Source organism: Dyella japonica DSM 16301 (genome assembly GCF_001010355.1).
GTDB lineage: Bacteria > Pseudomonadota > Gammaproteobacteria > Xanthomonadales > Rhodanobacteraceae > Dyella > Dyella japonica.
This window is the reverse complement of the sequence record NZ_JPLA01000014.1, coordinates 88,266-112,838: the sequence shown is the minus strand read 5'-3', so window position 1 is coordinate 112,838 and position 24,573 is coordinate 88,266. Positions and strand designations below refer to the sequence as shown.

24 protein-coding genes and 1 tRNA gene are annotated in these 24,573 nt (G+C 65.3%); 21 read left to right on the top strand and 4 right to left on the bottom strand.

The window, feature by feature from the left end:
• The first annotated feature begins 73 nt into the window (after positions 1-73).
• The 19 genes from Y882_RS06400 (at position 74) to Y882_RS06310 (ending at position 16,094) form a co-directional block, all read left to right on the top strand.
• On the top strand, positions 74-352 hold the full coding sequence (locus Y882_RS06400; protein WP_046971061.1) for an FmdB family zinc ribbon protein: 279 nt from the start codon (positions 74-76) through the stop codon (positions 350-352).
• A gap of 120 nt (positions 353-472) precedes the next feature.
• Positions 473-1,051, top strand: coding sequence for a DUF3011 domain-containing protein (locus tag Y882_RS06395; protein WP_046971060.1), 579 nt, complete (start codon positions 473-475; stop codon positions 1,049-1,051).
• Positions 1,052-1,182: 131 nt separating this feature from the next.
• Positions 1,183-2,955 (top strand): aspartate--tRNA ligase, encoded by a 1,773-nt coding sequence (gene aspS / locus Y882_RS06390; protein WP_046971059.1) that lies wholly within the window; start codon positions 1,183-1,185, stop codon positions 2,953-2,955.
• A 191-nt stretch (positions 2,956-3,146) separates the two neighbouring features.
• The gene (locus Y882_RS06385) at positions 3,147-3,782 is read left to right on the top strand and encodes an esterase/lipase family protein (RefSeq protein WP_046971058.1); all 636 of its coding nucleotides are present in this window, start codon (positions 3,147-3,149) and stop codon (positions 3,780-3,782) included.
• A 102-nt stretch (positions 3,783-3,884) separates the two neighbouring features.
• Complete coding sequence (locus Y882_RS06380; RefSeq protein ID WP_046971057.1) at positions 3,885-4,619, top strand: YebC/PmpR family DNA-binding transcriptional regulator; 735 nt, start codon at positions 3,885-3,887, stop codon at positions 4,617-4,619.
• Between the two features lie 40 nt (positions 4,620-4,659).
• Positions 4,660-5,178, top strand: a complete 519-nt coding sequence (gene ruvC, locus Y882_RS06375; RefSeq protein ID WP_046971056.1) for a crossover junction endodeoxyribonuclease RuvC — start codon at positions 4,660-4,662, stop codon at positions 5,176-5,178.
• Positions 5,175-5,774, top strand: coding sequence for a Holliday junction branch migration protein RuvA (gene ruvA, locus Y882_RS06370; protein ID WP_046971055.1), 600 nt, complete (start codon positions 5,175-5,177; stop codon positions 5,772-5,774). The genes ruvC and ruvA overlap by 4 nt, the downstream gene beginning before the upstream one ends.
• Positions 5,775-5,801: 27 nt before the next feature.
• Entirely contained in the window at positions 5,802-7,679 is a 1,878-nt protein-coding gene (locus Y882_RS06365; RefSeq protein WP_046971054.1) for a potassium transporter Kup, read from the top strand.
• A 97-nt stretch (positions 7,680-7,776) separates the two neighbouring features.
• Positions 7,777-8,826, top strand: a complete 1,050-nt coding sequence (ruvB, locus tag Y882_RS06360) for a Holliday junction branch migration DNA helicase RuvB (protein ID WP_046971053.1) — start codon at positions 7,777-7,779, stop codon at positions 8,824-8,826.
• Positions 8,819-9,247: a tol-pal system-associated acyl-CoA thioesterase gene (gene ybgC, locus Y882_RS06355; protein WP_046971052.1), complete on the top strand. Its 429-nt coding sequence runs from the start codon at positions 8,819-8,821 to the stop codon at positions 9,245-9,247. The genes ruvB and ybgC overlap by 8 nt, the downstream gene beginning before the upstream one ends.
• Before the next feature lie 32 nt (positions 9,248-9,279).
• A complete protein-coding gene (gene tolQ / locus Y882_RS06350) occupies positions 9,280-9,966 on the top strand; it encodes a protein TolQ (RefSeq protein WP_046971051.1) in 687 nt (228 codons plus the stop codon).
• A 15-nt stretch (positions 9,967-9,981) separates the two neighbouring features.
• Positions 9,982-10,419: a protein TolR gene (gene tolR / locus Y882_RS06345; protein ID WP_046971050.1), complete on the top strand. Its 438-nt coding sequence runs from the start codon at positions 9,982-9,984 to the stop codon at positions 10,417-10,419.
• Entirely contained in the window at positions 10,416-11,360 is a 945-nt protein-coding gene (tolA, locus tag Y882_RS06340; RefSeq protein WP_046971049.1) for a cell envelope integrity protein TolA, read from the top strand. Before tolR ends, tolA begins: the two co-directional genes overlap by 4 nt.
• Before the next feature lie 8 nt (positions 11,361-11,368).
• On the top strand, positions 11,369-12,694 hold the full coding sequence (gene tolB, locus Y882_RS06335) for a Tol-Pal system beta propeller repeat protein TolB (protein ID WP_046971085.1): 1,326 nt from the start codon (positions 11,369-11,371) through the stop codon (positions 12,692-12,694).
• Between the two features lie 249 nt (positions 12,695-12,943).
• Positions 12,944-13,450 (top strand): peptidoglycan-associated lipoprotein Pal, encoded by a 507-nt coding sequence (gene pal / locus Y882_RS06330; protein WP_046971048.1) that lies wholly within the window; start codon positions 12,944-12,946, stop codon positions 13,448-13,450.
• A gap of 41 nt (positions 13,451-13,491) precedes the next feature.
• Complete coding sequence (ybgF, locus tag Y882_RS06325) at positions 13,492-14,286, top strand: tol-pal system protein YbgF (protein ID WP_046971084.1); 795 nt, start codon at positions 13,492-13,494, stop codon at positions 14,284-14,286.
• 10 nt (positions 14,287-14,296) lie between these two features.
• Positions 14,297-14,989: a 7-carboxy-7-deazaguanine synthase QueE gene (gene queE / locus Y882_RS06320; protein WP_046971047.1), complete on the top strand. Its 693-nt coding sequence runs from the start codon at positions 14,297-14,299 to the stop codon at positions 14,987-14,989.
• Positions 14,990-15,270: 281 nt separating this feature from the next.
• Positions 15,271-15,957, top strand: a complete 687-nt coding sequence (gene queC, locus Y882_RS06315; protein ID WP_046971046.1) for a 7-cyano-7-deazaguanine synthase QueC — start codon at positions 15,271-15,273, stop codon at positions 15,955-15,957.
• Positions 15,958-16,018: 61 nt separating this feature from the next.
• Positions 16,019-16,094 (top strand) — tRNA-Lys (locus Y882_RS06310).
• 64 nt (positions 16,095-16,158) lie between these two features.
• Here the strand turns inward: Y882_RS06310 and Y882_RS18785 are convergent.
• The gene (locus tag Y882_RS18785) at positions 16,159-17,607 is read right to left on the bottom strand and encodes a sensor histidine kinase (RefSeq protein ID WP_052949738.1); all 1,449 of its coding nucleotides are present in this window, start codon (positions 17,605-17,607) and stop codon (positions 16,159-16,161) included.
• Positions 17,608-17,954: 347 nt separating this feature from the next.
• Here Y882_RS18785 and Y882_RS06295 point away from each other — a divergent pair, with 347 nt between their 5' ends.
• Positions 17,955-18,476 carry a DUF3617 domain-containing protein gene (locus Y882_RS06295; RefSeq protein ID WP_046971044.1) on the top strand — a complete coding sequence of 174 codons (522 nt, stop codon included), beginning with the start codon at positions 17,955-17,957 and terminating at the stop codon, positions 18,474-18,476.
• An 11-nt stretch (positions 18,477-18,487) separates the two neighbouring features.
• On the opposite strand, the gene phnD is transcribed toward Y882_RS06295, so the two are convergent.
• Entirely contained in the window at positions 18,488-19,624 is a 1,137-nt protein-coding gene (gene phnD, locus Y882_RS06290) for a phosphate/phosphite/phosphonate ABC transporter substrate-binding protein (RefSeq protein WP_244466264.1), read from the bottom strand.
• 38 nt (positions 19,625-19,662) lie between these two features.
• Entirely contained in the window at positions 19,663-20,343 is a 681-nt protein-coding gene (locus Y882_RS06285; protein ID WP_046971043.1) for a LuxR C-terminal-related transcriptional regulator, read from the bottom strand.
• Positions 20,344-20,890: 547 nt separating this feature from the next.
• On the opposite strand from Y882_RS06285, the gene Y882_RS18780 reads away from it, so the two are divergent.
• The gene (locus tag Y882_RS18780) at positions 20,891-22,654 is read left to right on the top strand and encodes a type VI secretion protein IcmF/TssM N-terminal domain-containing protein (RefSeq protein ID WP_082120961.1); all 1,764 of its coding nucleotides are present in this window, start codon (positions 20,891-20,893) and stop codon (positions 22,652-22,654) included.
• 5 nt (positions 22,655-22,659) lie between these two features.
• Here the strand turns inward: Y882_RS18780 and Y882_RS06275 are convergent, their stop codons facing one another.
• A complete protein-coding gene (locus tag Y882_RS06275) occupies positions 22,660-24,504 on the bottom strand; it encodes an ATP-binding response regulator (RefSeq protein ID WP_211259129.1) in 1,845 nt (614 codons plus the stop codon).
• Positions 24,505-24,573: the final 69 nt, after the last annotated feature.

Below are 24,573 nucleotides of genomic sequence, written 5' to 3'. Positions count from 1 at the left end.
CGATAATGACGACTTGTCGCTGCATGCGGCCGGTGCGTGATCCCGGCACGGCGACCGATACTGCGGAGTCTCCATGCCTATCTATGAATTTGAATGCGCCAGCTGCGGCCATCGTTTTGACCGTCTGCAGAAGATCGCCGATCCCGATCCGTCGGTGTGCCCGGCGTGCGACGTGGCCGAAGTGAAGCGGCGCCTGAGCGCCCCCGGCTTCCGCCTGGCCGGCAGCGGCTGGTACGAGACCGACTTCAAGAAGGACGGCGACAAGAAGCGCAACCTCGCTGGCGACAGCGCCGCACCTGCGGCCAGCGCACCGAGCACGCCCACGCCATCGAGTTCCTCCAGCGACAGCTGAGCCCGATGGCTGAACGCCGGATAGCCGGCCTGCAGGTTTCTGCGAACAGTCGCAAGATATTCAATTCCGGTTGAAGATATTCCCACTAGCGTGACTAGCCGTCACAGAGGAGTGGGATCGATGTTCCGGATACGAACGGGTTTGATGGGTGTAGCGGCAGGTCTCATGGCAGGCCTGCTGTGGGTGGCGGCGCCGGCCGTGCATGCGCAGGGTCGCGACCAGGTGCGCTGCGGCAGCGACGATGGCCGCTTTACGCGCTGCCAGGTGCCGTGGCGCGACGCCGAAATGATCCGCCAGGAATCCAACAGCCCGTGCATTCGCGGGCGGACCTGGGGTGTCGATCGCGGCGGCCTGTGGGTGGACCAGGGCTGTCGCGCGCAGTTCGTAGAAATGGGCGGCGGCGGTTACCGCCCGCCGGGTGGTGGCGGCTACTACCCGCCGCCGGGCTATCGCCCGCCGGACAATGGCGGCTGGCGCCCGGGTCCGGACTGGGATCGCGAAATCCGCCTGCAGTGCGAAAGCAACGACAAGCAGTACCACTTCTGTCAGGTGGACGTGGGCGGGCGCGGCAATGCCGTGCTGCTGCGCCAGCTGTCCGGTTCGCCCTGCGAACAAGGCTACAGCTGGGGCTGGAACCGTGCCGGCGTATGGGTTTCCAAGGGCTGCCGCGGCCTGTTCTCGGTCAATCGCCGCTGGTAAGGGGCTGAAACGTGGGCGCAGGCGCGGTCTTCGAAGCCCGCCTGCCGCTCGCCGCCGGGCGGGTCGGTGTTAACATTCCGGGTCTTCTTGTCCACGCATCACGCCGCCCAGCGGCCCGGAGTTCCAAGCGCATGCGCACGCATTTTTGCGGCCTCATCGATGAGGCACTGGTCGGTCAGACCGTTTCCCTGTGTGGCTGGGTCAACACCCTGCGCCTGCAGAGCCACGTGGCTTTCGTCGACCTGCGCGACCACGAGGGCCTGGCCCAGGTGGTGATCGAGCGTGACAACGCGGCGGCGTTCGCGGTGGCCAACGAGATCGGCAACGAGTATTGCCTGCGCGTCACCGGCACCATCCGCAAGCGCCTGTCGGTGAACGACAAGCTGCGCACGGGCACGGTGGAACTGGTCGCCGACCAGGTGGAAATTCTCAACGCCGCGAAGGATCTGCCGTTCGCGATGCACGAGAACCCCAATGAGGAAATGCGCCTGACCTATCGCTACCTCGACCTGCGCCGCCCGGACATGCAGCAGATGATGCGTCGTCGCATCAAGCTGGTGCAGTCGCTGCGCCGCTACCTGGATGCTGCCGGTTTCCAGGACATCGAGACGCCGATCCTGACCAAGGCCACGCCCGAGGGCGCGCGCGACTACCTCGTACCCAGCCGCGTGCATCCAGGCCAGTTCTACGCACTGCCGCAGTCGCCGCAGCTGTTCAAGCAGATCCTGATGATGGCCGGTTTCGACCGCTACTATCAGATCGCCCGCTGCTTCCGCGACGAGGATCTGCGCGCCGATCGCCAGCCGGAATTCACCCAGCTCGACCTTGAGTTCGCCTTCGTCGAAGAGAAGGACGTGCAGGATTTCGTCGAGGAACTGATCCGCCACGTGTTCAAGGAAGTGGTGAACGTCGAACTCGACGCCGCGTTCCCGCGCATGACCTGGGCCGAAGCGATGCGTCGCTTCGGTTCGGACAAGCCGGATCTGCGTATTGCGCTGGAGCTGGTCGACATCGCCGACGCGGTGAAGCACGTGGAATTCAAGGTGTTCGCCGAGCCGGCCAATGCCGACAACGGTCGCGTGGCCGCGCTGCGCGTGCCGGGTGGCGCCACGTTCACCCGCAAGGAAATCGACCAGCTCACCGAATACGTGGCCAAGTACGGCGCGAAGGGCCTGGCCTGGCTGCGCGTGGATGATCTGTCCAAGGGTCGCGAAGGCATCAACTCGCCGGTCGCCAAGTTCCTCGACGACAAGGCGCTGGAAGGCGTGCTCAAGCTCACCGGCGCCGAAACGGGCGACATGGTGTTCTTCGGCGCGGGCACGTGGAAAGCCGTCACCGACTTCATGGGCGCGCTGCGCCTGAAGGTCGGCAAGGACCGCGGCCTGGTCGAGAACAGTTGGAAGCCGCTGTGGGTCACCGACTTCCCGATGTTCGAATACGACGAGGAAGAAAAGCGCTTCGTCGCCTTGCATCATCCGTTCACCGCGCCCAAGGCGGACGACATCGCCGAGCTGCGCGCGAACGCATCCAATGCGGTGAGCCGCGGCTACGACATGGTGCTCAACGGCAACGAGATCGGCGGCGGTTCCATCCGCATCCATCGCCCGGACATGCAGAGCGCGGTGTTCGACCTGCTCGGCATTTCGCCGGACGAGGCGGAGATGAAATTCGGCTTCCTGCTCAAGGCGCTGAAGTTCGGCGCGCCGCCGCACGGCGGCCTGGCCTTCGGCATCGACCGCATTGCCGCGTTGATGGCCGGCACCGAATCCATCCGCGACGTGATCGCCTTCCCCAAGACCACCAGCGCGCAGGACCTGATGACCGATGCGCCGTCGCCGGTGAGCGAGGCGCAGCTGAAGGAGCTGCATGTGAAGGTGGCTGCGGAAGCCAAGCCGGCTGGATAATTCCGCGCCCGCTTTTCTGCCGTCATTCCGGCCTGCGCCGGAATGACGAGCCTGAAAACCTGCACGTGCAGACTCATCCGCGCACCACGTCGCGGCCCCGGCGCAACTTTTTGTGCACAATGGACTCTTCAGAATGATCTGGCTGCCAAGGCCCGATCATTCTCATTGTCGATGAAGTCCCCACACGCGCCATGACCGATCACGTCATTCTCCTGCACGGCCTCTGGATGCGCGGTTTCGCGCTCTTGCTGCTGCATCGGCGCATGATGGAAGCGGGCTTTCGCGTGCATCGCTTCGACTATATGAGCGTGGCCGCTTCGCAGCCGCGCATCCTCAACAGCCTGCAGGCTCGCATCCATGAGCTGGGACAGGATGCGCAGCGGGTGCATCTGGTCGGGCATAGCCTGGGCGGTCTGCTGGCGCTGCGCGCCTGCGCGGAAGTCGCCTTGCCGCCGGGGCGGGTGGTTTGTCTGGGCTCGCCGCTCAAGGGCAGCGCCGCCGCCCGTCGCTTCGCCGGCATGGGCCGCGGTGGCGAGGTGCTGCTCGGCCACAATCGCGAGCTGCTGGAAAACGGCTTCGAACGCTGGCAGGGCGAGCGCGAGGTGGGTGTGATCGCCGGCAAGGTGTCGCTGGGCCTGGGCGCGATGATCGGACAGTTCGCCGGCGACAACGACGGCTGCGTGACGGTGGAGGAGACGTTTCTCCCCGGCATTGCCGACCACTGCGCCATCGAGACCAACCATACGGGGCTGCTGTTTTCCCAGGAAGCCGCGCGCCAGGTCACCCAGTTCCTCCAGCAGGGTCGTTTCGATCGCGCCGAGGCCTGACAAAGCGCCGTCCCAGGCGCTTTCGCGTGCCGCTTGCCCGTACTGCGCCGTGAAGCGATAGAATTCGCGCCTCGTCCGTTCACCAGATTTGCAGGAAGTGCCATGGGTAGAGGCCCGTCCATCGAAGGTCGCAAGAATGCCGAAGACGCCAAGCGCGCCAAGGTGTTCACCAAGCTGATCCGCGAAATCACCGTGGCAACACGCGCCGGCGTCGCCGATCCATCCGCCAATCCGCGCCTGCGCGCGGCGGTGGACAAGGCGTTGTCGGCCAATATGACCAAGGACACCATCGAGCGCGCGATCAAGCGCGGCTCGGGCGCCGACGGCGGCGCCGCGATGGAAGAACTGCGCTATGAGGGCTATGGCCCGGCCGGTATCGCCCTGATCATCGACTGCTTCACCGACAACCCGACCCGCACCGTGGCCGATGTGCGCCACGCGCTGACCAAGCACGGCGGCAACCTGGGTACCACCGGCTCGGTGGCGTTCCAGTTCTCCCGCGTGGGCGAGCTGGTGTTTGCCACCGGCGGCAACGAAGCGGCCGAAGAAAAGGTGCTCGAAGCGGCCCTGGACGCGGGCGCGGACGACGTGGTCAACGAGCATGGCGAAAGCACCGTGCTGTGCTCGCCGGAAAGCTTCGAGGCGGTGCAGCAGGCGCTGATCGCCGCCGGTCTGAGCGCGCAGCATGCCGGCGTGGGCATGCGCCCGAGCAATCGCGTCGCGGTGCCGGACGAAGCACTCGAAACCCTGCTCGACCTGCTCGAGAAGCTCGATGCGCTCGACGACGTCAGCGAGGTTTCCCACAACGCGCTGCTGCCGGCCGAGGCTGCGAGCTAAGTTCGCGGCCGCTTCATCGGCCCGCGGCGACTCTTCGCCCATGACCCGCATCATCGGCATTGACCCGGGCAGTCAGCGCACCGGCGTAGGCATCATCGATGTCGACGCCACGGGCAAGCTGTCCCATGTCTACCATGGCGCGCTGGCGGTGGCTGGCGAAGCCACCTTTCCGCTGCGCCTGAAACGCATATTTGACGAGCTGTGTGCCATCATCGCCGCCCATCGGCCGGACGAGTGCGGCGTGGAGCGCGTGTTCATGGCGCGCAACCCGGACTCGGCATTGAAGCTGGGGCAGGCGAGGGGCGCCGCGATCTGCGCGGTGGTCAGCCAGGGGATCGCGGTGCACGAGTACGCGGCGACAGAAGTAAAGCAGGCCGTGGTCGGCAGCGGCCGCGGCGACAAGACCCAGGTGCAGCACATGATCGGCGTCCTGCTCGGACTCAAGGGCCCCCTGCAGGCTGACGCGGCAGACGCGCTCGCCATCGCGGTGACCCACGCACACACGCGTGCCAGTCTCGCCCGCGTGGGCATTCCTCGTACCGCCTGGAGGCGTCGATGATCGGTCGTTTGCGCGGCACCCTGGTGTCCAAGCAGCCGCCGTGGCTGATGGTGGAAGTGGGTGGCGTGGGCTACGAGCTCGAAGCGCCCATGTCCACCATCTACGACCTGCCGCAGACCGGCAAGGAAGTCACCCTGCTCACGCATTACGCGGTGAAGGAAGACAGCGTGGCGCTGTACGGATTCATGCACGAGTCCGAGCGCACCCTGTTCCGCAACCTGCAGAAAGTCAGCGGCATCGGCGCGAAGATCGCGCTGGCCGTGCTGTCGGGCGTGTCCACCAACGATTTTGCCCGGCTCGTGCAGACGGGCGATGTGGTGGCGCTGACCAAGATTCCGGGCATCGGCAAGAAGACCGCCGAACGCATGGTGGTGGAGCTGCGCGATCGCGTGGACGGGCTGGCCACCACCTTGCCGGGCTCGCATGCGGCGCCCAACGGCGCACCGCTGGACCCGACGGGTGAAGCCACGGTGGCCTTGCAGCAGCTGGGCTACAAGCCGGCCGAAGTGACCCGGCTGGTGCAGAAGGTCGCCAGCGAGGGCGACACGGCCGAAGCTATCATTCGCAAGGCGCTGCGCGCCGCACTAGGACATTGAGACGTGACTCCGGATTCCTCCCACGGCATGTCCGACGCTGATACCAAACGCCGGCTGGCCACGCTCGCGCTCGGCGCGATCGGCGTGGTCTATGGCGACATCGGCACCAGCCCGCTGTACACCTTGCAGACCACGCTCAGCCACGACGGCATGAAGCCGACGCCCGAGAGCATCTACGGCGTGCTGTCGCTGATCTTCTGGGCGCAGATCATCGTGGTCTCGCTCAAGTACGTCGTGTTCATCATGCGCGCGGACAACAAGGGCGAGGGCGGCATCATGGCGCTGCTCGCACTGGCGCTGCGCAGCGTGCGAGGCGATGCGCGCCAGCGCTGGCTGCTGGCCATCATCGGCATCTTCGGCGCGGCGCTGTTCTATGGCGATGGCGTCATCACGCCGGCCATTTCCGTGTTGTCGGCGGTGGAAGGCGTGAAGGTCGCCGCCCCCAACCTGGGTCACTGGGTGGTGCCGATCACCGCGGTGATTCTGTTCTTCCTGTTTGCGCTGCAACGTCATGGCACCGAACGCGTCGGTCGACTGTTCGGTCCGGTGATGGTGGTGTGGTTCATCGTCATTGCGCTGCTGGGCTTGCGCATGGTGGTGCAGAACCCACACGTGCTGCTGGCGCTCAATCCGGCCTATGGCGTGAAGTTTTTCTTCAGTCACGGCCTGCAGGCCTTTATTGCACTGGGTGGCGTGGTGCTGGCGTTGACCGGCGCCGAAGCCTTGTATGCGGACATGGGCCACTTCGGCAAGCGTCCGATCCGCCTGGCCTGGTTCAGCTTCGTGCTGCCGGCCCTGGTGCTCAACTATTTCGGACAGGGTGCGCTGCTGCTCAACCATCCCGAGGCGATCGACAGCCCGTTCTTCAAGCTGACGCCCGAGCCGCTGCTGTATCCGATGATCGGCCTGGCCACCATCGCCACCGTGATCGCTTCGCAGGCGGTGATCTCCGGTGCGTTCTCGATGACGCGCGAGGCGATGTCGCTGGGTTATTCGATGCGCATGCCGGTGGTGCACACCTCGCGCGAAATGTCCGGCCAGATCTTCGTGCCGTGGGTGAACAACTTCCTGTTGATCATGGTGCTGGCGGCGGTGCTTGGCTTCCGCAGCTCGGACAACCTGAGCGCGGCGTACGGCATCGCGGTGACCGGCACCATGACCATTACCAGCATTCTTGCCTTGATCGTGGCGCGCCGTCAGTGGCATTGGAGCCGCCTGACGGTGATCGTGACCGGCGTGCTGCTGCTCACCATCGACCTGTCCTTCCTGGGCGCCAATCTGATCAAGATCGAATACGGCGGCTGGTTCCCGCTGGTGCTGGGCGTGGCGATCTTCATCGTGATGACCACCTGGCGTCGCGGCCGCGAGCTGGTGGTGCGCGAGATCAAGCAGTCGGGCTTGGCGCTGGATCCGTTCATCGCGAACATCGCCGAGCATCCGCCACTGCGCGTGCCGGGCACGGCCGTGTTCCTCACCGCCAACCAGAATGCCGTGCCGCATGCGCTGCTGCACAACCTCAAGCACAACAAGGTGCTGCACGAGCGCAATGTGCTGCTCACGGTGGAAATGCTGGAAACGCCGACGGCGGACCTGGGCGAGCGCATCGAGATCAGCGAACTCGGTGGCGATTTCTACGGGTTGGCCCTGCGCTTCGGTTTTGCCGAAGACCCCAATATTCCTCGCGCGTTGGCCAAGTGTTCCAAGAAAGGCCTGCCCTTCGACATGATGGACACCACGTTCTTCCTTTCGCGCGAAACCATCATCGCGGACGCCAAGCGTCCGGGCATGGCGTTGTGGCGCGACAAGCTGTTCGCCTTCATGGCGCGCAACGCGCTGCCGGCCACGGCGTTCTTCCAGATTCCGGGCAATCGTCTGATCGAACTGGGCGCCCAGGTCGAAATTTGAGGAAAAGGGCGCTTCGGCGCCCTTTTTTGTGGCGGGGATTGGCTTGGCGGGCTTTTTTTCAAGCCTGCGTCATCGTGCTCTGCCATAATTTCGCCCCATGACCGAACACCGCATCGTTACCGCTGCCGCCCAGATGGATGACGAGGCCCTCGAGGCTTCGATCCGCCCCAGGCGACTGACCGAATACCTGGGCCAGCAGACGGTGCGCGAGCAGCTGTCGATCTATATCGAGGCGGCCAAGAAGCGCGGCGGCGCGCTCGATCACGTGCTGATCTTCGGCCCACCGGGCCTGGGCAAGACCACGCTCAGCCACGTGATCGCCAACGAGCTGGGCGTCAACCTGCGTTCCACCTCCGGTCCGGTGCTGGAGCGGGCAGGGGACCTGGCCGCGCTGCTGACCAACCTCGAACCGCACGACGTGCTGTTCGTGGATGAGATCCATCGTTTGTCGCCGATCGTGGAGGAGGTGCTCTACCCGGCGATGGAAGACTTCCAGATCGACATCATGATCGGCGAAGGCCCCGCGGCCCGCTCGATCAAGCTCGACCTGCCGCCGTTCACCCTGATTGGCGCCACCACCCGCGCCGGCCTGCTCACGGCGCCGTTGCGCGACCGGTTCGGCATCGTGCAGCGTTTGGAGTTCTATACGCCCGATGAGCTTACGGCCATCGTGCGGCGCTCGGCACGCATCATGGGCATTCCCTGCGAGCTGGAAGGCGCGCAGGAAATCGCACGTCGTTCGCGCGGTACGCCGCGTATCGCCAACCGCCTGCTGCGCCGCGTGCGCGACTATGCCGAAGTGCGCGCGGCCGGGCAGATCACCCGCGATGCGGCGCGTGCCGCCACCGACATGCTCAAGATCGACGCCGAGGGCTTCGACGAGCTGGACCGTCGCCTGCTGACCATCATCATCGAAAACTTCGATGGCGGTCCGGTCGGCGTGGAGTCGCTGGCGGCGGCGCTGAGCGAAGACCGCGGCACCCTCGAGGACGTGGTCGAGCCTTATCTGATCCAGCAGGGTTACCTGGTGCGCACCGCGCGCGGCCGCATGGCCAGCGCCAAGGGCTGGCGTCATCTGGGCCTGACCCCGCCGTCCCGCCCCTCGGTGCCCGCCGACCTCTTCACGGGCGACAACAGCGATGTCTGATACAAGCCAACTCAATGCGACCGCGCCCTTCGAATGGCCGGTGCGCGTCTATTGGGAAGATACCGATGCAGGCGGGGTGGTCTACCACGCCAGCTACCTGCGTTTCATGGAACGCGCCCGCAGCGAATGGCTGCGCGCGCTGGGCATCAATCAGTCCGAGGTGAAGGAAAGCACCGGGCTGGCCTTCCTGGTCCGGGAAATGCAGATCGATTTCCTGCGCGCGGCCCTGCTGGATGATGAACTGGCGGTAAGCGTCGAAGTCAAAGAACGGCGGGCAGCCAGTATCCTTTTCGCCCAGACGATCCGCCGGGCGGACGGCGCGGAGCTGATCCGCGCGAAGGTGCGCGTGGCGTGCGTCGATGTCCGCCGCATGCGTCCGGTGCAAATTCCGGCCGACCTTATCCCCGGCCTTTCCCCTTAATACAAGTACGTGTGCTGGAGGACCTTCGAGCAATGAACGGTGGAGTCAATATTTTCAAACTGGTCGCGGAAGCGAGCATCCTGGTCCAGTTCGTCATGCTGGCGCTGCTGGTGCTCTCCTTCCTCTCGTGGGTCATCATCATCCGCAAGGTGTCGCAGCTGAAGGCGGCGATGGAAGAGGCCGAGAGCTTCGAGGAGCGCTTCTGGTCCGGTGCCGACCTCGCCCAGCTGTTCCGCGAAGTAAGCAATCGCGGCGCCAGCAACGGTGGCCTGGAGAACGTGTTCGAGTCGGGCTTCCGCGAGTTCGTGCGCCAGCGCCAGCGCCGCGTGCATGACATGCGCGTGGTGATCGAAGGTTCCGAGCGCGCCATGCGCGTGGCCGGCACCCGCGAAATCGGCCGCCTCGAGCGCAACCTGGAGTTCCTCGCCAACGTCGGCTCGATCAGCCCCTACGTCGGCCTGTTCGGCACCGTCATCGGCATCATGGGCGCGTTCCAGGGCCTGGGCGAAATGAAGGACGTCACCATCGCCGTGGTGGCCCCGCACATTTCCGAAGCGCTGATCGCCACCGCGATGGGCCTGTTCGCCGCGATCCCGGCGGTGTGGGCGTACAACCGCTTCGCCAACAAGGTCGAGCGCGTGGCCTCGCGTTACGAAGTCTTCCAGGAAGAATTCTCTTCGGTGCTGCAGCGTCAGATCCAGACTGACGAAGCGGCCTAACAGGAGCTTCCCATCATGCGTAGCTCTGCGCGTCACAAGCGCCTCAAGCTGAAATCCGAGATCAACGTCGTTCCCTATATCGACGTGATGCTGGTGTTGCTGATCATCTTCATGGTCACCGCACCGATGATCAACAAGAACGTCGACATCAACCTGCCGCAGGCGAACGCCAAGTCGCTGCAGGACAAGAAGGATCCGGTGATCGTCGCGGTCGACCAGAACGGGCAGCTGTACCTCACCCTGGGTACGGAGAAGCGCCAGCCGATCGATGTGGACACCATGAAGGCCAAGGTCGGCGCGTTCGTCAAGGCGAACCCCGAGGTCAGCGTGCTCGTGGCGGGTGATCGCGACGGCAAGTACGACGGTGTCTATCAGGTGCTGGCCGACCTGCAGCAGGCCGGCGTCGCCAAGGTCGGCCTGATGAGCGCACCGGAGTCGGGCAAGAAGAAATGAGGGAAGACACCCCCAAGGGCACGTCCAAGGCGGTGGTCCTTTCCGCCATCCTCCATCTGGGCATCGTGGGTTTCCTGATACTCGCGGTGGTGCCGTGCTCATTCTACGAAAGCCTGTTCGAGACGCTGCACCTGCCGGCGAGCTGGAATCCGATCGCCTGCGCCAAACCGATCCAGCTGCAGGGCGAAATCATCGAAGCCACCCTGGTGGGCCCCACGGGCGCGCCGCCGCCGAAGGCTGCCCAGGCCAAGCCGACGCCGGCTACCGTGCCGCCGCCGCCCTCGATCCCGCCGCCGCCTTCGGAAGAAACCCCGAAGATCAAGACCTTGCCGCCCCCGCCCGAGCATCCCGATACCAAGGATCAGGAGAAGGTGGTGGCCGATGCGGCGGAGAAGGCCGAGGATGCCAAGCGCGAGCAGGAAGAAAAGCAGCGCCAGCGCGCCGCCGAATTGGACGCCCAGGCGGCCAAGCACAAGCTGGAAGAGCAGAAGAAGCTCGATGAGCTGTTCGCCAAGATGGACGCGGCCGACAAGTCGGTCAAACAGGCCCAGAGCAAGGCCAACCAGGCCAAGCAGCAGATGCAGGACCTGAAGAACGCCCAGGACAACGGCCTGGACAACGTACCGGTGGCAGCCCAGCGGCAGACTGGCCAGAACGGCCCCGATGCGGGTCTGCTGGCGCAGTATTTGGCCGCGATTCAGAACGCGGTCACTCAGAATTGGCTTCGCCCGGATAACATGCCCAACACACCGTGCACGGTGCATATTGTGCAGTTGCCAGGAGGCGACGTGATGAGCGCCAAGGTCGACTCCAGTTGCCCTTACGACGAAGCCGGCAAGCGCTCCATCGAAAACGCGGTGCTGCGCGCGCAGCCGTTGCCCTACAAAGGCTTCGAAAGCGTGTTCCAGCGTCAAATTGATTTCACTTTCAGACCGCAGTGATGGACCCCATGCGCAAACTGACCTTCAGCTACTCCTTCGTCCTGCTCCTGGTGGCCGCGTTGTTCGCCGGTCCTGTGGCAGCCCAGCAGACCCAGTCGCTCAACGTCGACATCGTCGGCGGCACGACCACGGCCACGCCGATCGCCGTGGTGCCGTTCGCCCAGGCGGGCGGTGCGCCGCTGCCGACTGACATCGCTGACGTCATCCGCAACGACTTCAACCGCTCGGGCAAATTCCGCTCGCTGGCCAAGAGCGAAATCGTGGAGACGCCGTCCAAGGGTGCGGACGTCAACTTCGCCACCTGGCGCCTGCTCAAGCAGGACTACCTGACCATCGGCCGCATCAGCGATGCCGGCGGCGGCATGATGCGCGTCGAGTACGAGCTGTGGGACGTCAACAAGCAGCAGAGTCTGCTGGCGCAGGCGTTCACCGCGCCGGCCGGCGACCTGCGTGGCGTCGCCCACCAGATCGCCGATGCGATCTACGAGAAGATCACCGGCGTGCGTGGCGCGTTCTGGACCCGCATCGCCTACATCACCGCGGTGGGCCTGGGTAACAACACCACCTACTCGCTGATCGTGGCCGATTCGGACGGCTATAACCCGCAGGTCGTGGCCCGTTCGCGCGAGTCGCTGCTGTCGCCGGCCTGGTCGCCGGATGGCCGCAAGATCGCCTATGTGTCGTTCGAGAGCGGCAACTCGGCGATCTATGTGCAGGACGTCACCACCGGTTCGCGTCAGCTGATCTCGGCCCGCGCCAAGGGCATCAACGGTGCGCCGAACTGGTCGCCGGACGGCAGCAAGCTGGCGCTGGCGCTGTCCTACCAGGGCAACCCGGAGATCTACGTCATGGATGTGGGCTCCCGCCAGGAGACCCGCCTCACCAACAACCTGGCCATCGATACCGAGCCGCGCTGGACGCCGGATGGCCAGAGCATCATCTTCACTTCCGACCGCTCGGGTCGCCCGCAGCTTTACCAGATGTCGGCCGGTGGTGGCGGGGCCGAGCGCATCACCTTCCAGGGTCAGTTCAACGCCAACGCCTCGATCAGCTACGACGGCAAGCAGATCGCGATGGTGCAGGGCAACGGGAACGTGTATCGTATTGCCATTATGGACCGTAGTCTGGGTGGGCAGGTGCGCTTCATCTCGCCGGGTCCGATCGACGAAACACCGAGTTTCGCGCCAAACGCAAGCATGCTGCTGTATGCCGCCTCCGAAGGCCGCCGTGGTGTGCTGTATGCCGTGTCCGCCGACGGCCTTGTCCGTCAGCGACTGGTACTGGCAGATGGCGATGTGCGCGAGCCGGCTTGGGGTCCCTATCGTCAGCGATAAGCAGTTCATGCCGTGACGCGTAAGCGTCACGGCCATGTGATCCGGGCGTGAAGTCTTGGACGACACGGAAGGATCAAACAGCTTGCCGGCCGTGGCAATCCGTCGCGGAAGGCGGGCCAGGCGGCGCGAGACAGCGCACCGCCGGCATCAAAATGGCAAAATAACAGCCGGTCCACCGGCGAAAACTGTCCCGTAACCGCAATCATTATTGACTGTCGGAACTCAAACCTGTTTGAAGGAACGTCCACCATGAATAAGACCGTTCGCGTCGCCCTGGTCGCCCTGCTCTGCGTTGGCGCGGCCGCATGCTCGAAGAAGCAGGAAGTCAAGCCGCAGCCGCAGCCGGAAGCGCCGATGACCACCCCGGCTCCGTCGACCGCTGGCAAGTACACCCCGGCCGATCTCGATACCGACGCCTGCCTCCGTCAGCGCGTTGTGTACTTCGATTTCGACAAGGACGAAATCAAGCCTGAGTTCCAGCAGATCATGGCTTGCCATGCCAAGTACCTGCAGGATCGCCCGATGGCGCAGATCCGCCTCGAGGGCAACACCGACGAGCGCGGCACCCGCGAGTACAACCTGGCTCTCGGCGAGCGTCGCGGCAATGCCGTGTCCAGCGCGCTGCAGGCCAACGGCGGCTCGGCCAGCCAGCTCAACGTGATTTCGTACGGCAAGGAAAAGCCGGTGTGCCGTGAGCACAACGAAGACTGCTGGAGCAAGAACCGTCGCGTCGAGATCGTCTACACGGCGAAGTAATGAAGAAGACACTGGCTAACAGCTTTACAGCCAGGATGAGCATGGCGGGCGCAATCGCGTCCGCCATGCTTTTTGGCGCTCCCGTGCATGCCCAGGATTCCCGGCTGAGCCTTGCCGACCGCGTATCGCGGCTGGAGCAGCAGGCGCAGAGCCAGAATCAAGGTGGCACCACGCTGGTCAATCAGGTGCAGGCGCTGCAGTCCCAATTGCAGCAGATGCAAGGCCAGATCGAGGAACTGCAGCACCAGTTGCAGGAAGCCAACGACAAGAACAAATCGCAAGCCACGGATTTCGATTCGCGCCTGGGTCGCCTTGAAAGCGGCGCCGGTGCAGCGAACGCCAATGCGGGCAATGCCAATCCCAATAACGCGCCGGCCGCCAACGCCGCACCGCCGGCAACGCCAGCGGCTGCAGGCAAGCCTGGCGCCGCTCCCGCGGCTGCCAATGCCAACGCGCAGGCCGCTTACGACGATGCCTTCAAGTCGCTGCGTGCCGGCGACTATGTGAAGTCCTCGCGCGACTTCCGCAATTTCATCCAGCAGTACCCGGACAGCTCCTTGCTGCCCAACGCGTTCTATTGGTTGGGCGAGTCCTACTACGCCACCAGCAATTACCAGGTGGCGATGGAAGCGTTCCAGCGCCTGGTCAGCCAGTTCCCGCAGAGCGAGAAGGTGCCTGACGCCTTGCTCAAGGTCGGCTACAGCCAGATCGAGCTCAAGCAGGTCGATGCGGGCAAGGCCACGCTGAAGAACGTCACGGCGAAGTACCCCGGCTCCAAGGCCGCCGGCCTGGCCCAGGAGCGCCTGCGCCGCCTGCAGGCCCAGCCGGCCAACTGAGGTAGTGGTTGTGACTGGCAGTAACACGAGCGTGGCATCCACCACGCCGACGCAGGCGCCGGCTGAGCGCCTGCGCATCACCGAGATCTTCCATTCGATCCAGGGCGAAGCCGATGCCATCGGCTGGCGCACCGTATTCGTGCGCCTGACCGGCTGCCCGCTGCGCTGCGTGTGGTGCGATACCGAGTATTCCTTCTACGGCGGCGACTGGCGCGATATCGACGACATCGTGGCCGAGGTCGCCTCGCATGGCGCAAAGCACGTATGCGTGACCGGCGGCGAGCCGCTCGCGCAGAAGCGCTGCCTGATTCTGCTCAAGCGCCTGTGCGATGCCGGCCACGACGTCTCGCTGGAAACCTCCGGTGCGCTGGATGTCGCCCAGGTCGATCCGCGCGTGCGCAAGGTGATGGACCTCAAGGCGCCCGATTCGGGCGAAGCCAAGCGCAACCTGTGGTCCAACCTCGAGCACCTGCTGCCGCACGATCAGATCAAGATCGTCATCGCCAGTCGCGCCGACTACGAATGGGCGCGCGACGTGGTCGCCGAGCATGCACTGATCAAGCGTTGCATGGTGCTGTTCTCGCCCGTGCATGGCGCGATCAAGCCGCGCGACCTCGCCGAATGGATCATCGAGGACAAACTGGACGTGCGCTTCCAGCTGCAGCTGCACAAGCTGCTGTGGAACGACGAGCCGGGACACTAAGAACAGGAGTGAGTGAAGAGGAGTGAGAAGTAAGAGAGAGCGGACGCCTTCTCTCACTACTCACTCCTCTTCACTTACTTCTAGCTTCGAGCTTTACCGCGCTTTGCCCTATTGCAGGGCAGGAGTGAGTGCAGAAGATTGAGAAGTGAGAGAAGGCAGCACGCTCTCTCTTACTTCTCACTCCTCTTCACTTACTCCCAGCTTTACCGCGCTTCGGCCTGTGTTGCCGACGGTGCTTAATCGGCCGGATCACCGGCCTGACTCCTGAGTGGATTTCTCCCATGTCCCAAGCAACTCCCCGCAAGGCCGTCGTACTCGTCTCCGGCGGCATGGATTCGGCAGTCACCATCGCCATCGCCCGTGAGCAGGGCTTCCAGGTGCACGCATTGAGCGTTGCCTACGGCCAGCGCCACAGTGCCGAGCTGGCCGCCTCCGAGCGCGTCTCCGGCCTGCTCGGCGCGGTCGAGCACAAGACGGTGCAGGTGGACCTGCGCACCATCGGCGGCTCGGCGCTCACCGCCGATATCGACGTGCCGCTGGACCAGACCGGCGAGCAGGGCATCCCGGTCACCTACGTGCCGGCGCGCAACACCATCATGCTGTCGATCGCCCTGGGTTGGGCCGAAGTGCTCGGTTCCACCGATATCTGGTGCGGCGTGAATGCGGTGGACTATTCGGGCTACCCCGATTGCCGCCCGGCCTTCATCGAGGCCTTCGAACAGCTGGCGAACGTGGCCACCAAGGCCGGCGTGGAAGGCGCGGGCATCCGCATCCACGCACCGCTGATGCGCATGGGCAAGGCCGATATCGCCCGCGAGGGCCAGCGCCTGGGCGTGGATTTCTCCGAGACGGTGAGCTGCTACCAGGCCGACGCGCAAGGCCGCGCCTGCGGGCATTGCGATGCCTGCGTACTGCGTGCCCAGGGCTTCAAGGCGGCCGGTCTGCCCGATCCCACCCGCTACGCCTGAACGCGCTTGCTTGTGCCGGGGGCGCCCAGCCCATAAAATATCGGGCTGGCTTTTGACGCATGGGTCGTTAGCTCAGTCGGTAGAGCAGTAGACTTTTAATCTATTGGTCCCGAGTTCGAATCTCGGACGACCCACCAAAAGACGCCAAGACCCGCCGAAACGCGGGTCTTTTTTTGCCTGTGAGCCGGGGTTGCGACGCTTTCAGCCGGCCTGGCGCCATACCGGCGCGGCCGGTTTCTGCGCGCTGGAGCTGGCGCTGGAATGGCGTTCCATCACCGGCATGCGCGGCAGGTCGAACCAGAAGGTGCTGCCGCGGCCGGGCTCCGAACGCAGGCCGATGCGCGTGCCCAGCAGTCGTGCCAGGCGCTCGGCAATCGCCAGGCCCAGGCCGTAGCCGCCGCGGCGTTCGCTTTCGCCGGCCTGCAGCTGCACGAATTCCTCGAAGATGCGTTGCTGGTGGATCACCGCGATGCCCGGGCCGTTGTCGCGCACTTCGATGCGGATGGCCTGGCCGCGACGGCGTGCGGCAATCAGCACGCGTCCTTCCGGTGCATTGGCGATCGCATTGCTGGCCAGCTGATAGAGCAGGCTCGCGGCCACGTCGGCATCGCCGTGCAGCTGGTGATGACTGCCGCGCCATGCCAGCGTGACGTGATGTTGCAGCGCTTCGTGATTGAGCGAAGTGCGATCGCGCATGAACAGTTCGGCGGCGGTGAAGCCGATCGGTTTCACCGCGATCACGCCGGCATCCAGGCGCGAGATCTCCAGCAAGGCATCCAGCAGCCGCGTCATCGACGCAATGCTGTGGCGCATCTGCGCAAACGGCGATTGCGGCTCGTTGCCCCCGTTCTGGTCAAGGCCGGCAGCGAACAGTTCCAGCGCCTGCAGCGGCTGGCGGAAGTGATGGCTGACCAGCGCGATGAACTGCGACTTGCTGCGCGTGGCGGCCTGGCTCTGGCGCAGGCGGTCGAGTGCTTCGACCGCGTTGTCGTGCTGCATGGTGCTCCAGTCGCGACGCTGCGCTTCCTGCAGTTCGGACAGGCGTTGCAAGGTCTTGCGCAGTTCCTGGAACTCGGTGCTGACCGGCGTGTCGTCGAGGTGCGGATGCCTGGCATTGACCAGCTCATGCACGGCATAGCGGGCCTGCGACAGCGGCTCGAGCACTCGATGTCGTATCGATACGCGCGCCAGCCACGCCAGCACCAGGATGCCCATGGCGCACAACGCACCCAGCAGCCACACCGTGGCCTGTGCCTTGCGCAGGGGCTGGGTGTCCACATCCATGCTCACCCACGTCGAGATGTTGCCCTGCGGCTTCACCTCGTTGCGATAGGTGGCGTTGCCGGTGGTTGCCGCGGTGCCGCTGCTCCACAGGCGACCGTCCGAACCATGCAGCTCCACGCGGCGCACCTGATCGGCTTTTCCTTCCTGCAGGGTGCGGTCGAGCGCGGCCTGTGGCGAGACGCCTGCGGCGAGCTCCAGTTCTCCGGCAAGCCGCGCCAGGCGCAGGTTGGCGGAGGCATCCACCCGCTCGGCCAGGCTGTGCGTCTGCTGCAAGCACAGCGCCAGGATCAAGGCCAGGGCGGCAATCGTGCTGGGCAGGACCACATCGATGAACAGGCGGGGCAGCAGATGCGCTCGCGGCTCCATGCGTCAGGCCTCCCACTCGCAGCGGCGCACCGACGACAGGCAGTCGTGCCGTCGCCGGGGCTTGGAGTACAGATGGAGGCAGCTTGACAGCATCACGCGGGATCCCGGCAGGGAACAGGACAATGAGATGGGCGCGCCGCTTCGCGGAATCACCCTGATTGGCACTCTAAAGAATCCACTACCACCCTTCGATACCCAGTTCGATCTAGCGCGAGGCGCCATAGTGCTAACGGACTATGGGTCGAAAGTGTGACGTGGTGCGCTGCAGAACGGTTCAGCATGACGGCGGCCGCATTTGGCGTTACCTTGCCACCCGCACGCCCACCCCGGGCGGATCGGAGAACTCCATGTCTTCACGTTGTCGCTGGTTGATTGCCGTTTCCCTGCTGGGTCTCACCGGTGCTGCCCTGGCGCAGGACATTCCCTCCAACATCCCCAAGCGCAAGCCTGGCCTGTGGGAAATGCAGACCTCCGGCATGGGCGGACAGGCGCAGACGACCAAGGCTTGCCTGGACGCCGACACCGATACGGCGATGTACAAGATGGGCACGCACATGAGCGGCCAGATGTGCAGCACCTTCAAGATCGATGTGCAGGGCAACAAGGTGATCACCGATGCCGTGTGCAAGATCAATTCGCCCAGCGGCGAGGTCAATATGACCAGCCACAGCGAGACCAACTATCAGGGTGACTCGGCCTATTCGACGCAGGGCCACATCAAGTACGACCCGGCGATCATGGGTCACGCCGAGATGACCATGACCAGCAGCGGCCATTGGATCGGCCAGTGCGCGGCGGGGCAGAAGCCGGGCGACATGATCATGCCCAATGGTCAGACCTTCAACATCAAGGACATGCCGGGGCACTGAGCCGGCGACGTCTACGGGGTGCTGGGCGCCATCAGCTGGTGCACCAGCGCCTCGTGCTCGGCATCGATCTTCTTCAGCCGCGTCTGCATCGCCGCATCGCTCACCCATTGCGCGCTGTAGGCGCGGCGGCGATCGAGATTGAACTCGATGTCGGCAAACGGCACCAGGGTCTCGTTGCCGGCCGGCGAGAAGCCGCTGATGTCGTGGATCAGGTGCAGCTTGGCCAGCTCGGCCGCGGCGTTCTTGCCCTTGGCATATGAGGTGAGCGCCGCGGCCACGCGCTGGCGCAGCTCCGCCGGCAGGTCGGTGCGGATCACCACCACGGCGTGCGGAATCAGGCTGGAGGTCCACAGCACGCGCAGCCGTGCGTACTGATCGGGAAAGCGCTCGGCGAAGCGCTCCATGTCGGCGGTATTGTTGGAAGCGACGTCGGCTTCGTTGTTGGCCACCGCCAGCGCGTTGTTCTGGTGGTTGTCCACCGACACGCCGGCAAAGAAGGTGTCCGAATCCAGCCGCCGGTTGGCAAAGACCTGGGTTTCGGGCACCAGATAACCGGACACCGACAACACCTCGCCGCGCGCATAGCGCAGCTTGCCTGGCTGGCGGTACAGGTCCTCGAGGTTGCGGATGGGGGAGTCCTTGGCCACCAGCAGCACCGAGTAATAACCGCGCGAACCATTGCTGCGCGTGAGCTGGGCGATCACCTGCATGCGGTCGTGAATGACGGCATCGAGTGCCAGCCGACCCGAGACGAAAGCGAAGTCCACCCGCTCCTCGGCCATCGCCTGGCCCAGTCCCTCATAGGTGCTTACCGAGAGACTGCGGATGGGCAGGTGCAGCGTGCGGCTGAGGTCGTCCAGCATCGGGCGCCAGGCGGCCAGTGATTCGGATGGGCCGCCGATGGGGAGGATGCCGAAGGTCAGCGCGTTGATGTGGCCGCTGTTCTGCGGCGCTTCGGCAGCGACAGCCGATGGACCGAGGACGGCGATCAGCAGGCTGGCCGCGCACAGCAGCCTCAGGAAACCGCGCCGTTCTGGCCTGGTCTGTGGGTCGGCGATGGCGGCCATGGGCAGCGCAGGCTTGCCGATGGGCCGCGAAAACTGTCCGTCTGTGCTGTTCTCGGCGAGTGCATCCGGAGCGAGGCGCATAGGCGGGCGTGGCTACCTTCGGATCAGCGGCGTGGCGATCAGAGGCCGCTGATGCGGCGCGAGGCCACCACGGCCTCCACGCGGTTGCGCACGTTCAGTGCGCGGAAGATCGCTGCCAGATGGATCTTCACCGTGCCCTCGCTGATCCCCAGGTCGCGCGCGATCAGCTTGTTCGGCTTGCCCTGCGAGAGCAGGCGCAGCACATCGATCTGGCGTTCGGTGAGCAGTTTGCGCAGGCGCTCCTCCAGCGAGTCGGCGCCCGGTGGCAGCTGCGATGCGGTGGCTGGCGGCGGTGTCGGCACCGCGCCATCGACGCGTTCCTGCAGCAGCAGCGGCGGCACGTAGACGCCGCCGGACAGCACCAGGCGCACGGCCGAAAGCATCACGTCGGGCGAATAGGCCTTGGGGATGAAACCCTGCACGCCCATGGCCAGCAGGCTCTTCATCAGCGCGCCGTCCTCCGAGCCGGACAGCACCATCACCGGCACGTGGGGCAGATGTTCGATCACTTCGGCCAGATGTTCGCTGCCCTGGACGCCGGGCATGGCCAGGTCGATCAGGGCGAGCGACAGCGACGGTGCCTCCGGCGAATGGATGGCCTCGCGTAGCTCAGCCATATCCATGGCCATCACAAAATCGGTGTCCGGCCCAAGCTCGGCCAGCTTGAGCTTGACACCTTCGACGATCAGCCGATGGTCGTCTGCGATCAATATGCGCATCTCATTCCCCATGGCGCTGTACGGTAATCCCATCACCGCACGTCCGCCTACGCAACATAGCCCCAGCCCGTTCGCGCGGCAACCACAAAGCGCGTACGAACGGCATAGCCTCAACGAGATATGGCGCCGTCACGCCGCCAATCGTGACAATGCCGCCGCGATCGGGGGAATCGCTCATCGTTACCCGCTGGGTGGATGCGGAGCGTTCGGGTCGTGCAAGCTGTTGGCGCGATCCACACCGAACACCGAGAGACCTGGTACTTGATGAACGCCACGCGATGCGCCACCGGCCTGCCCGAGCCACTGCGTGCTGTGCCAAGTCTCCCCCGAAACCCGTTGGAACCTCCGGCATGCGGGACCTAAGGCCCGCGCCCGCCGGTTCGCCATGGATGGCCTTCTTTCCCGGGGACGCGCTCGTCTCCGGTGGTTCGGGCCGGGTCACCTGGCGGGCACTGCATGGTCGGCACGACGACGTGTATCGTCGTAGACTTCGGCGCTCATCCCCGTCCGACGCGGCTATGTGGTGCGGCAGGGGCAATGGAGCGACATGCAACAGGCTTTGACGGCTATAGGTGCCATGCGGCTGCTGGAATGTTTTGCGCCTCTGTTCGCATATGGCCTGCTGATCGACGAGCAGGCCACCAGCCAGAATCTTTCCGACGACGAATTGCCGTCCGTGCACGCACGCGCGGTCGCCCTGGTGGAGCAAAGCCGCGGCGCGGCGTTCGCGCGCGGCAAGCTGCTGGCCCAGGTCGAGCTGGCGGCGTTTGCGGTCGCGGCATGGTTTGACGAGGTGGTCACGCGTCACGGCGGCTGGCGTCAGGTCACGCCGCTGCAGCAGACGCTGTTCCGTACCGGCGGCGCCGCCACCGAATTCTTCGATCAGCTCGGTCGCCTTGGCAGCAGCGAGGACGAAGTCCGCGAAGTGTTCAGCATGGCGCTGCTGCTGGGCTTCGCCGGCCAGTATTACTACGAGCAGGGCGACAGCGGCGAGCTGGGGCGGATCAAGGCGCTGTACTGCCCGGCCAGCACCGGCGCGGCGGGCCTGCTGCAGTCCCTGCAGCGCGAATCGGTGACGCCGCAGCCGTATATGACCTCCGGTTCCCCGGTGCTGCGCCTGCCGGTGAGCTGGATGGGGCGCCGTCTCGCCCAGCTGGTGGCGGCGCTGGTGGTGTTGCTGGTGTTCGTGGCTTTCGTGGCGCCGCTGTTCAGTCACGCCTTGTCCGAGCAGGCCTGGTTCACCAGCAGCCTCATCGTGGCGGGGCTGGCGGTGGTGGGCTGGATCGGCGTGCTGGCCTGGCAATCCCTGGTGGTGATGCGTGCCCACACCCGTGTGGCCGACAGCACCGAGGCAGGCTATGGCATCGGCAGCATCTCGGCCGCGGTGAAGGACGCCGCCCGCCGCCTGCGCGGCGCCATCCTGCATCCGTTCCGCCGCCGTGGCCGCTGGCGTCAGCTTTCACGGCATCCGTGGCTGCTGTTCGTGGGCGACAGCGCGGCGGATGTCCGCTCCTTGCTGCAGGCCGCCGCTGCCGCACCGCATGCGCGCGAGCTGGCGCGTGCCAACGACACGCGGCCGTGGCACTGGTGGGTGTTCCGCGCGCTGGTGGCGATCGAACCCGGCCCGCGGCTTTCGCATCCGCACGCCACCGTGGGCGATGGCGACGCGCCCTGGTCCAAGGCGCTGGCCTTGCTGGCCAAGGAACGTCGCAAGCTTCCGCTGGATGGCATGGTGATCTGCATCGCCGCGCAGAGCCTGCGCGAGCCAGACGGCGCGGTCGCCACGCATGCCGATCGCCTGCATCGGCTCGCCGATGAAGCCACGCGTCGACTGCAGCTGCAGTTGCCGGTGTATGTGGTGGTGACCGGACTGGAAGCCTTGCCGGGGCATGCCGCGTTCCGCTCGGCGCTGCCCCTGTCGGTGTTTCGCCGCGTCCTGGGCTGGCGTCATGCCGCGGTGCTCGAAGACGGCGTGCTCGATACACGCGTCGAGTCCCATGCCGATGCCGTCTCCGATCGCCTGCTGGCGATTGCCCAGGCCGTGCTGGCGAGCGAGCGCGATCCGCGCCGGCGTCGTGAGGCGTTTGCCTTCCTGCAATCCCTATATGGTGTGCAACGCGGTTTGCGCAGCTTCCTTGAACGTCTTCAGGCCAACGAAGTCCACGGCGAACGCCGCCTGCACTGGCAAGGCCTGTACGTGACGGGTGGCTCGCGCAGCGATGCGCCCAACGGCGAATTCGTCGACGACCTGTTCAATCGCTTCCTGCCTGCCGACCGCGTGCTGGCGCGCCGCGTCGCACCCAAGGCTTGATCGTTTCAGGCCGTGGTGGCGCGCGAGGCGCTCCACGCCACCATCAGCGCTTCGCGCAGCTGTTCGGGTGACACCGGCTTGTAGAGCACGGGTATGCGTGCAGCCATGATTTCGCGCAGGCGATCGCTGCGGGTTTCGCCGGTGATGAGCAGGCGCGCGAACGGCGGATTGCCGTCGATCTGGTAATGCGCATCCAGCGCGGCCAGTACGTCCAGGCCGCTTTCGCCGTCACGCAGGCGCAGATCGGAAATCACGATGTCCGGCGGCACGTTCCAGTCTTCCGCGGCCTGCAAGGCCTGCACGCGATCCTCGGCCACCGCCACTTCGCAGCCCCAACTGGACAGCAGGTAACGGATGCCCGAGAGGATGGCGGGCTCGTCGTCGATCACCAGTACGCGCATGCCCGACACATCCGGCGAGGCTTCTTCAACGCTGGCCGCGATGTGCTGTGCAGGCACCTGGGGCAGGTGGAAGCTGAAAACGCTGCCACGTCCGGGCTTGGATTTGAGCTCCACCTGCGTGTCGAGCAATTCGGCCAGGCGTTGTACGGTGGCCAAGCCCAGGCCGAGTCCGCGCCGGCGACCCACATCGTGTTCGTTGCTGTGGCATTCGACCCGGTAGAACTCATCGAACACGCGCACCTGGTGCTCCGGTGCGATGCCGCTGCCGGTATCCCACACATCCACCCGCGCGGTGCCGTCCGCACGTTGCCGCGCCACCACCAGTACGCCGCCGCGGCTGGTATAGCGCAGTGCGTTGCTGACCAGGTTGTTGAGGATGCGCGAGAGCATGGTGCGATCGCTGCGCACCCACAGATCAGTGGTGCGCATGATCAGCCGCAAGCCATGTTGCTCGGCGATCATGCGGAAATTGCGGCTGACTTCCTGGAACACCTGGTCGAGCGGGAACTCGGCGATCTCGATCTGCATGGCGCCGGTTTCCAGGCGCGACAGGTCAAGCAGTTCGCTGAACAGGTGATCAAGCGCTTCCACGCATTCCTGGATATGCGCGATGCGATCCAGGCGCACCGGGTCGCGTTCGTCCTCGGCCAGCGACGAAGAAAAAAGAGTCAGTGCATAGAGCGGCTGACGCAAATCGTGCGAAGCCGCGGCGAGGAAACGTGCCTTGGCCACACTGGCCGCTTCGAGCGCGGCGTTCTTGCGCGCCAGTTCCACCGTGGCGTGTTCGATCTCGCGTTCCATGCCGCGCTGCACGTCGAACAGCGCCATGGCAGCGCTGTTGAAGCCGCGCTGCAGTTCGCCGATTTCGGTCTGGTCGGTGACCTCCACCTCCACATGCCGGTCGCCGCGGCCCAGCTGATGCACGGCATCGACCAGGCGGCGCAGCGGCGCGCTGATCCAGCGCGCCGCCTGCCACGCGATGATGGCGGCCACGAACAGGCTGATCACCAGCGCCACCAGCGCGTGACGCAGGCTCGCCTGCTGCATCGCGATCGCATCGCGCAGGCTCACGTCGACCACCACCGAGCCCAGCACGGGTTGCCCCGGGCGCTCGCTGTCGATCACGTCGCGCACCACGGTGAGGCCTTCGTTGTTGTCGGCACCGCTGCGCCCGAGGCTGTCGGCCAGGATCTCGCCGTCGGCGGCGCGTATCTGCACGCGGGCCACATGCGGCAGGTCGCTGATGGATTCGGCGATGCGCACCAATTCGCGCCGCTGCATGTCGCGCAACGGGGCGGCGGTGACCGAGGCAGCCTGTGTCGCGATGGCGTCGGCGGTGTTCTGCGCCATGCCGCGCAAGGTCATCACCTGCTGCGGCGCCAGCATGGCCACCAGCAAGGTGGCGGTGACCAAGGTCGGGATGAGTGTCACCAGGGCAAGCCGCTGCATCAGCGACGTGCGACGCCACCATTGCACTGTCCGGGAATTGACCCCTGCACCCATCACGTCCCCTTGCAC

Bases quoted from the DNA above. Each gene is read 5' to 3' on its own strand.
- Y882_RS06380 (WP_046971057.1), top strand. From the start codon at position 3,885: ATGGGTAGAGGCCCGTCCATCGAAGGTCGCAAGAATGCCGAAGACGCC.
- Y882_RS06385 (WP_046971058.1), top strand. From the start codon at position 3,147: ATGACCGATCACGTCATTCTCCTGCACGGCCTCTGGATGCGCGGTTTC.
- ybgF (WP_046971084.1), top strand. From the start codon at position 13,492: ATGGCGGGCGCAATCGCGTCCGCCATGCTTTTTGGCGCTCCCGTGCAT.
- Y882_RS06275 (WP_211259129.1), bottom strand. From the start codon at position 24,504: ATGCAGCGGCTTGCCCTGGTGACACTCATCCCGACCTTGGTCACCGCC.
- tolQ (WP_046971051.1), top strand. From the start codon at position 9,280: ATGAACGGTGGAGTCAATATTTTCAAACTGGTCGCGGAAGCGAGCATC.
- pal (WP_046971048.1), top strand. From the start codon at position 12,944: ATGAATAAGACCGTTCGCGTCGCCCTGGTCGCCCTGCTCTGCGTTGGC.
- ybgC (WP_046971052.1), top strand. From the start codon at position 8,819: ATGTCTGATACAAGCCAACTCAATGCGACCGCGCCCTTCGAATGGCCG.
- Y882_RS06295 (WP_046971044.1), top strand. From the start codon at position 17,955: ATGTCTTCACGTTGTCGCTGGTTGATTGCCGTTTCCCTGCTGGGTCTC.
- tolA (WP_046971049.1), top strand. From the start codon at position 10,416: ATGAGGGAAGACACCCCCAAGGGCACGTCCAAGGCGGTGGTCCTTTCC.
- aspS (WP_046971059.1), top strand. From the start codon at position 1,183: ATGCGCACGCATTTTTGCGGCCTCATCGATGAGGCACTGGTCGGTCAG.
- tolR (WP_046971050.1), top strand. From the start codon at position 9,982: ATGCGTAGCTCTGCGCGTCACAAGCGCCTCAAGCTGAAATCCGAGATC.
- queC (WP_046971046.1), top strand. From the start codon at position 15,271: ATGTCCCAAGCAACTCCCCGCAAGGCCGTCGTACTCGTCTCCGGCGGC.
- Y882_RS06400 (WP_046971061.1), top strand. From the start codon at position 74: ATGCCTATCTATGAATTTGAATGCGCCAGCTGCGGCCATCGTTTTGAC.
- Y882_RS06285 (WP_046971043.1), bottom strand. From the start codon at position 20,343: ATGCGCATATTGATCGCAGACGACCATCGGCTGATCGTCGAAGGTGTC.
- ruvB (WP_046971053.1), top strand. From the start codon at position 7,777: ATGACCGAACACCGCATCGTTACCGCTGCCGCCCAGATGGATGACGAG.
- tolB (WP_046971085.1), top strand. From the start codon at position 11,369: ATGCGCAAACTGACCTTCAGCTACTCCTTCGTCCTGCTCCTGGTGGCC.
- Y882_RS06395 (WP_046971060.1), top strand. From the start codon at position 473: ATGTTCCGGATACGAACGGGTTTGATGGGTGTAGCGGCAGGTCTCATG.
- phnD (WP_244466264.1), bottom strand. From the start codon at position 19,624: ATGCGCCTCGCTCCGGATGCACTCGCCGAGAACAGCACAGACGGACAG.
- Y882_RS18785 (WP_052949738.1), bottom strand. From the start codon at position 17,607: ATGGAGCCGCGAGCGCATCTGCTGCCCCGCCTGTTCATCGATGTGGTC.
- Y882_RS06365 (WP_046971054.1), top strand. From the start codon at position 5,802: ATGTCCGACGCTGATACCAAACGCCGGCTGGCCACGCTCGCGCTCGGC.
- ruvC (WP_046971056.1), top strand. From the start codon at position 4,660: ATGACCCGCATCATCGGCATTGACCCGGGCAGTCAGCGCACCGGCGTA.
- ruvA (WP_046971055.1), top strand. From the start codon at position 5,175: ATGATCGGTCGTTTGCGCGGCACCCTGGTGTCCAAGCAGCCGCCGTGG.
- Y882_RS18780 (WP_082120961.1), top strand. From the start codon at position 20,891: ATGCAACAGGCTTTGACGGCTATAGGTGCCATGCGGCTGCTGGAATGT.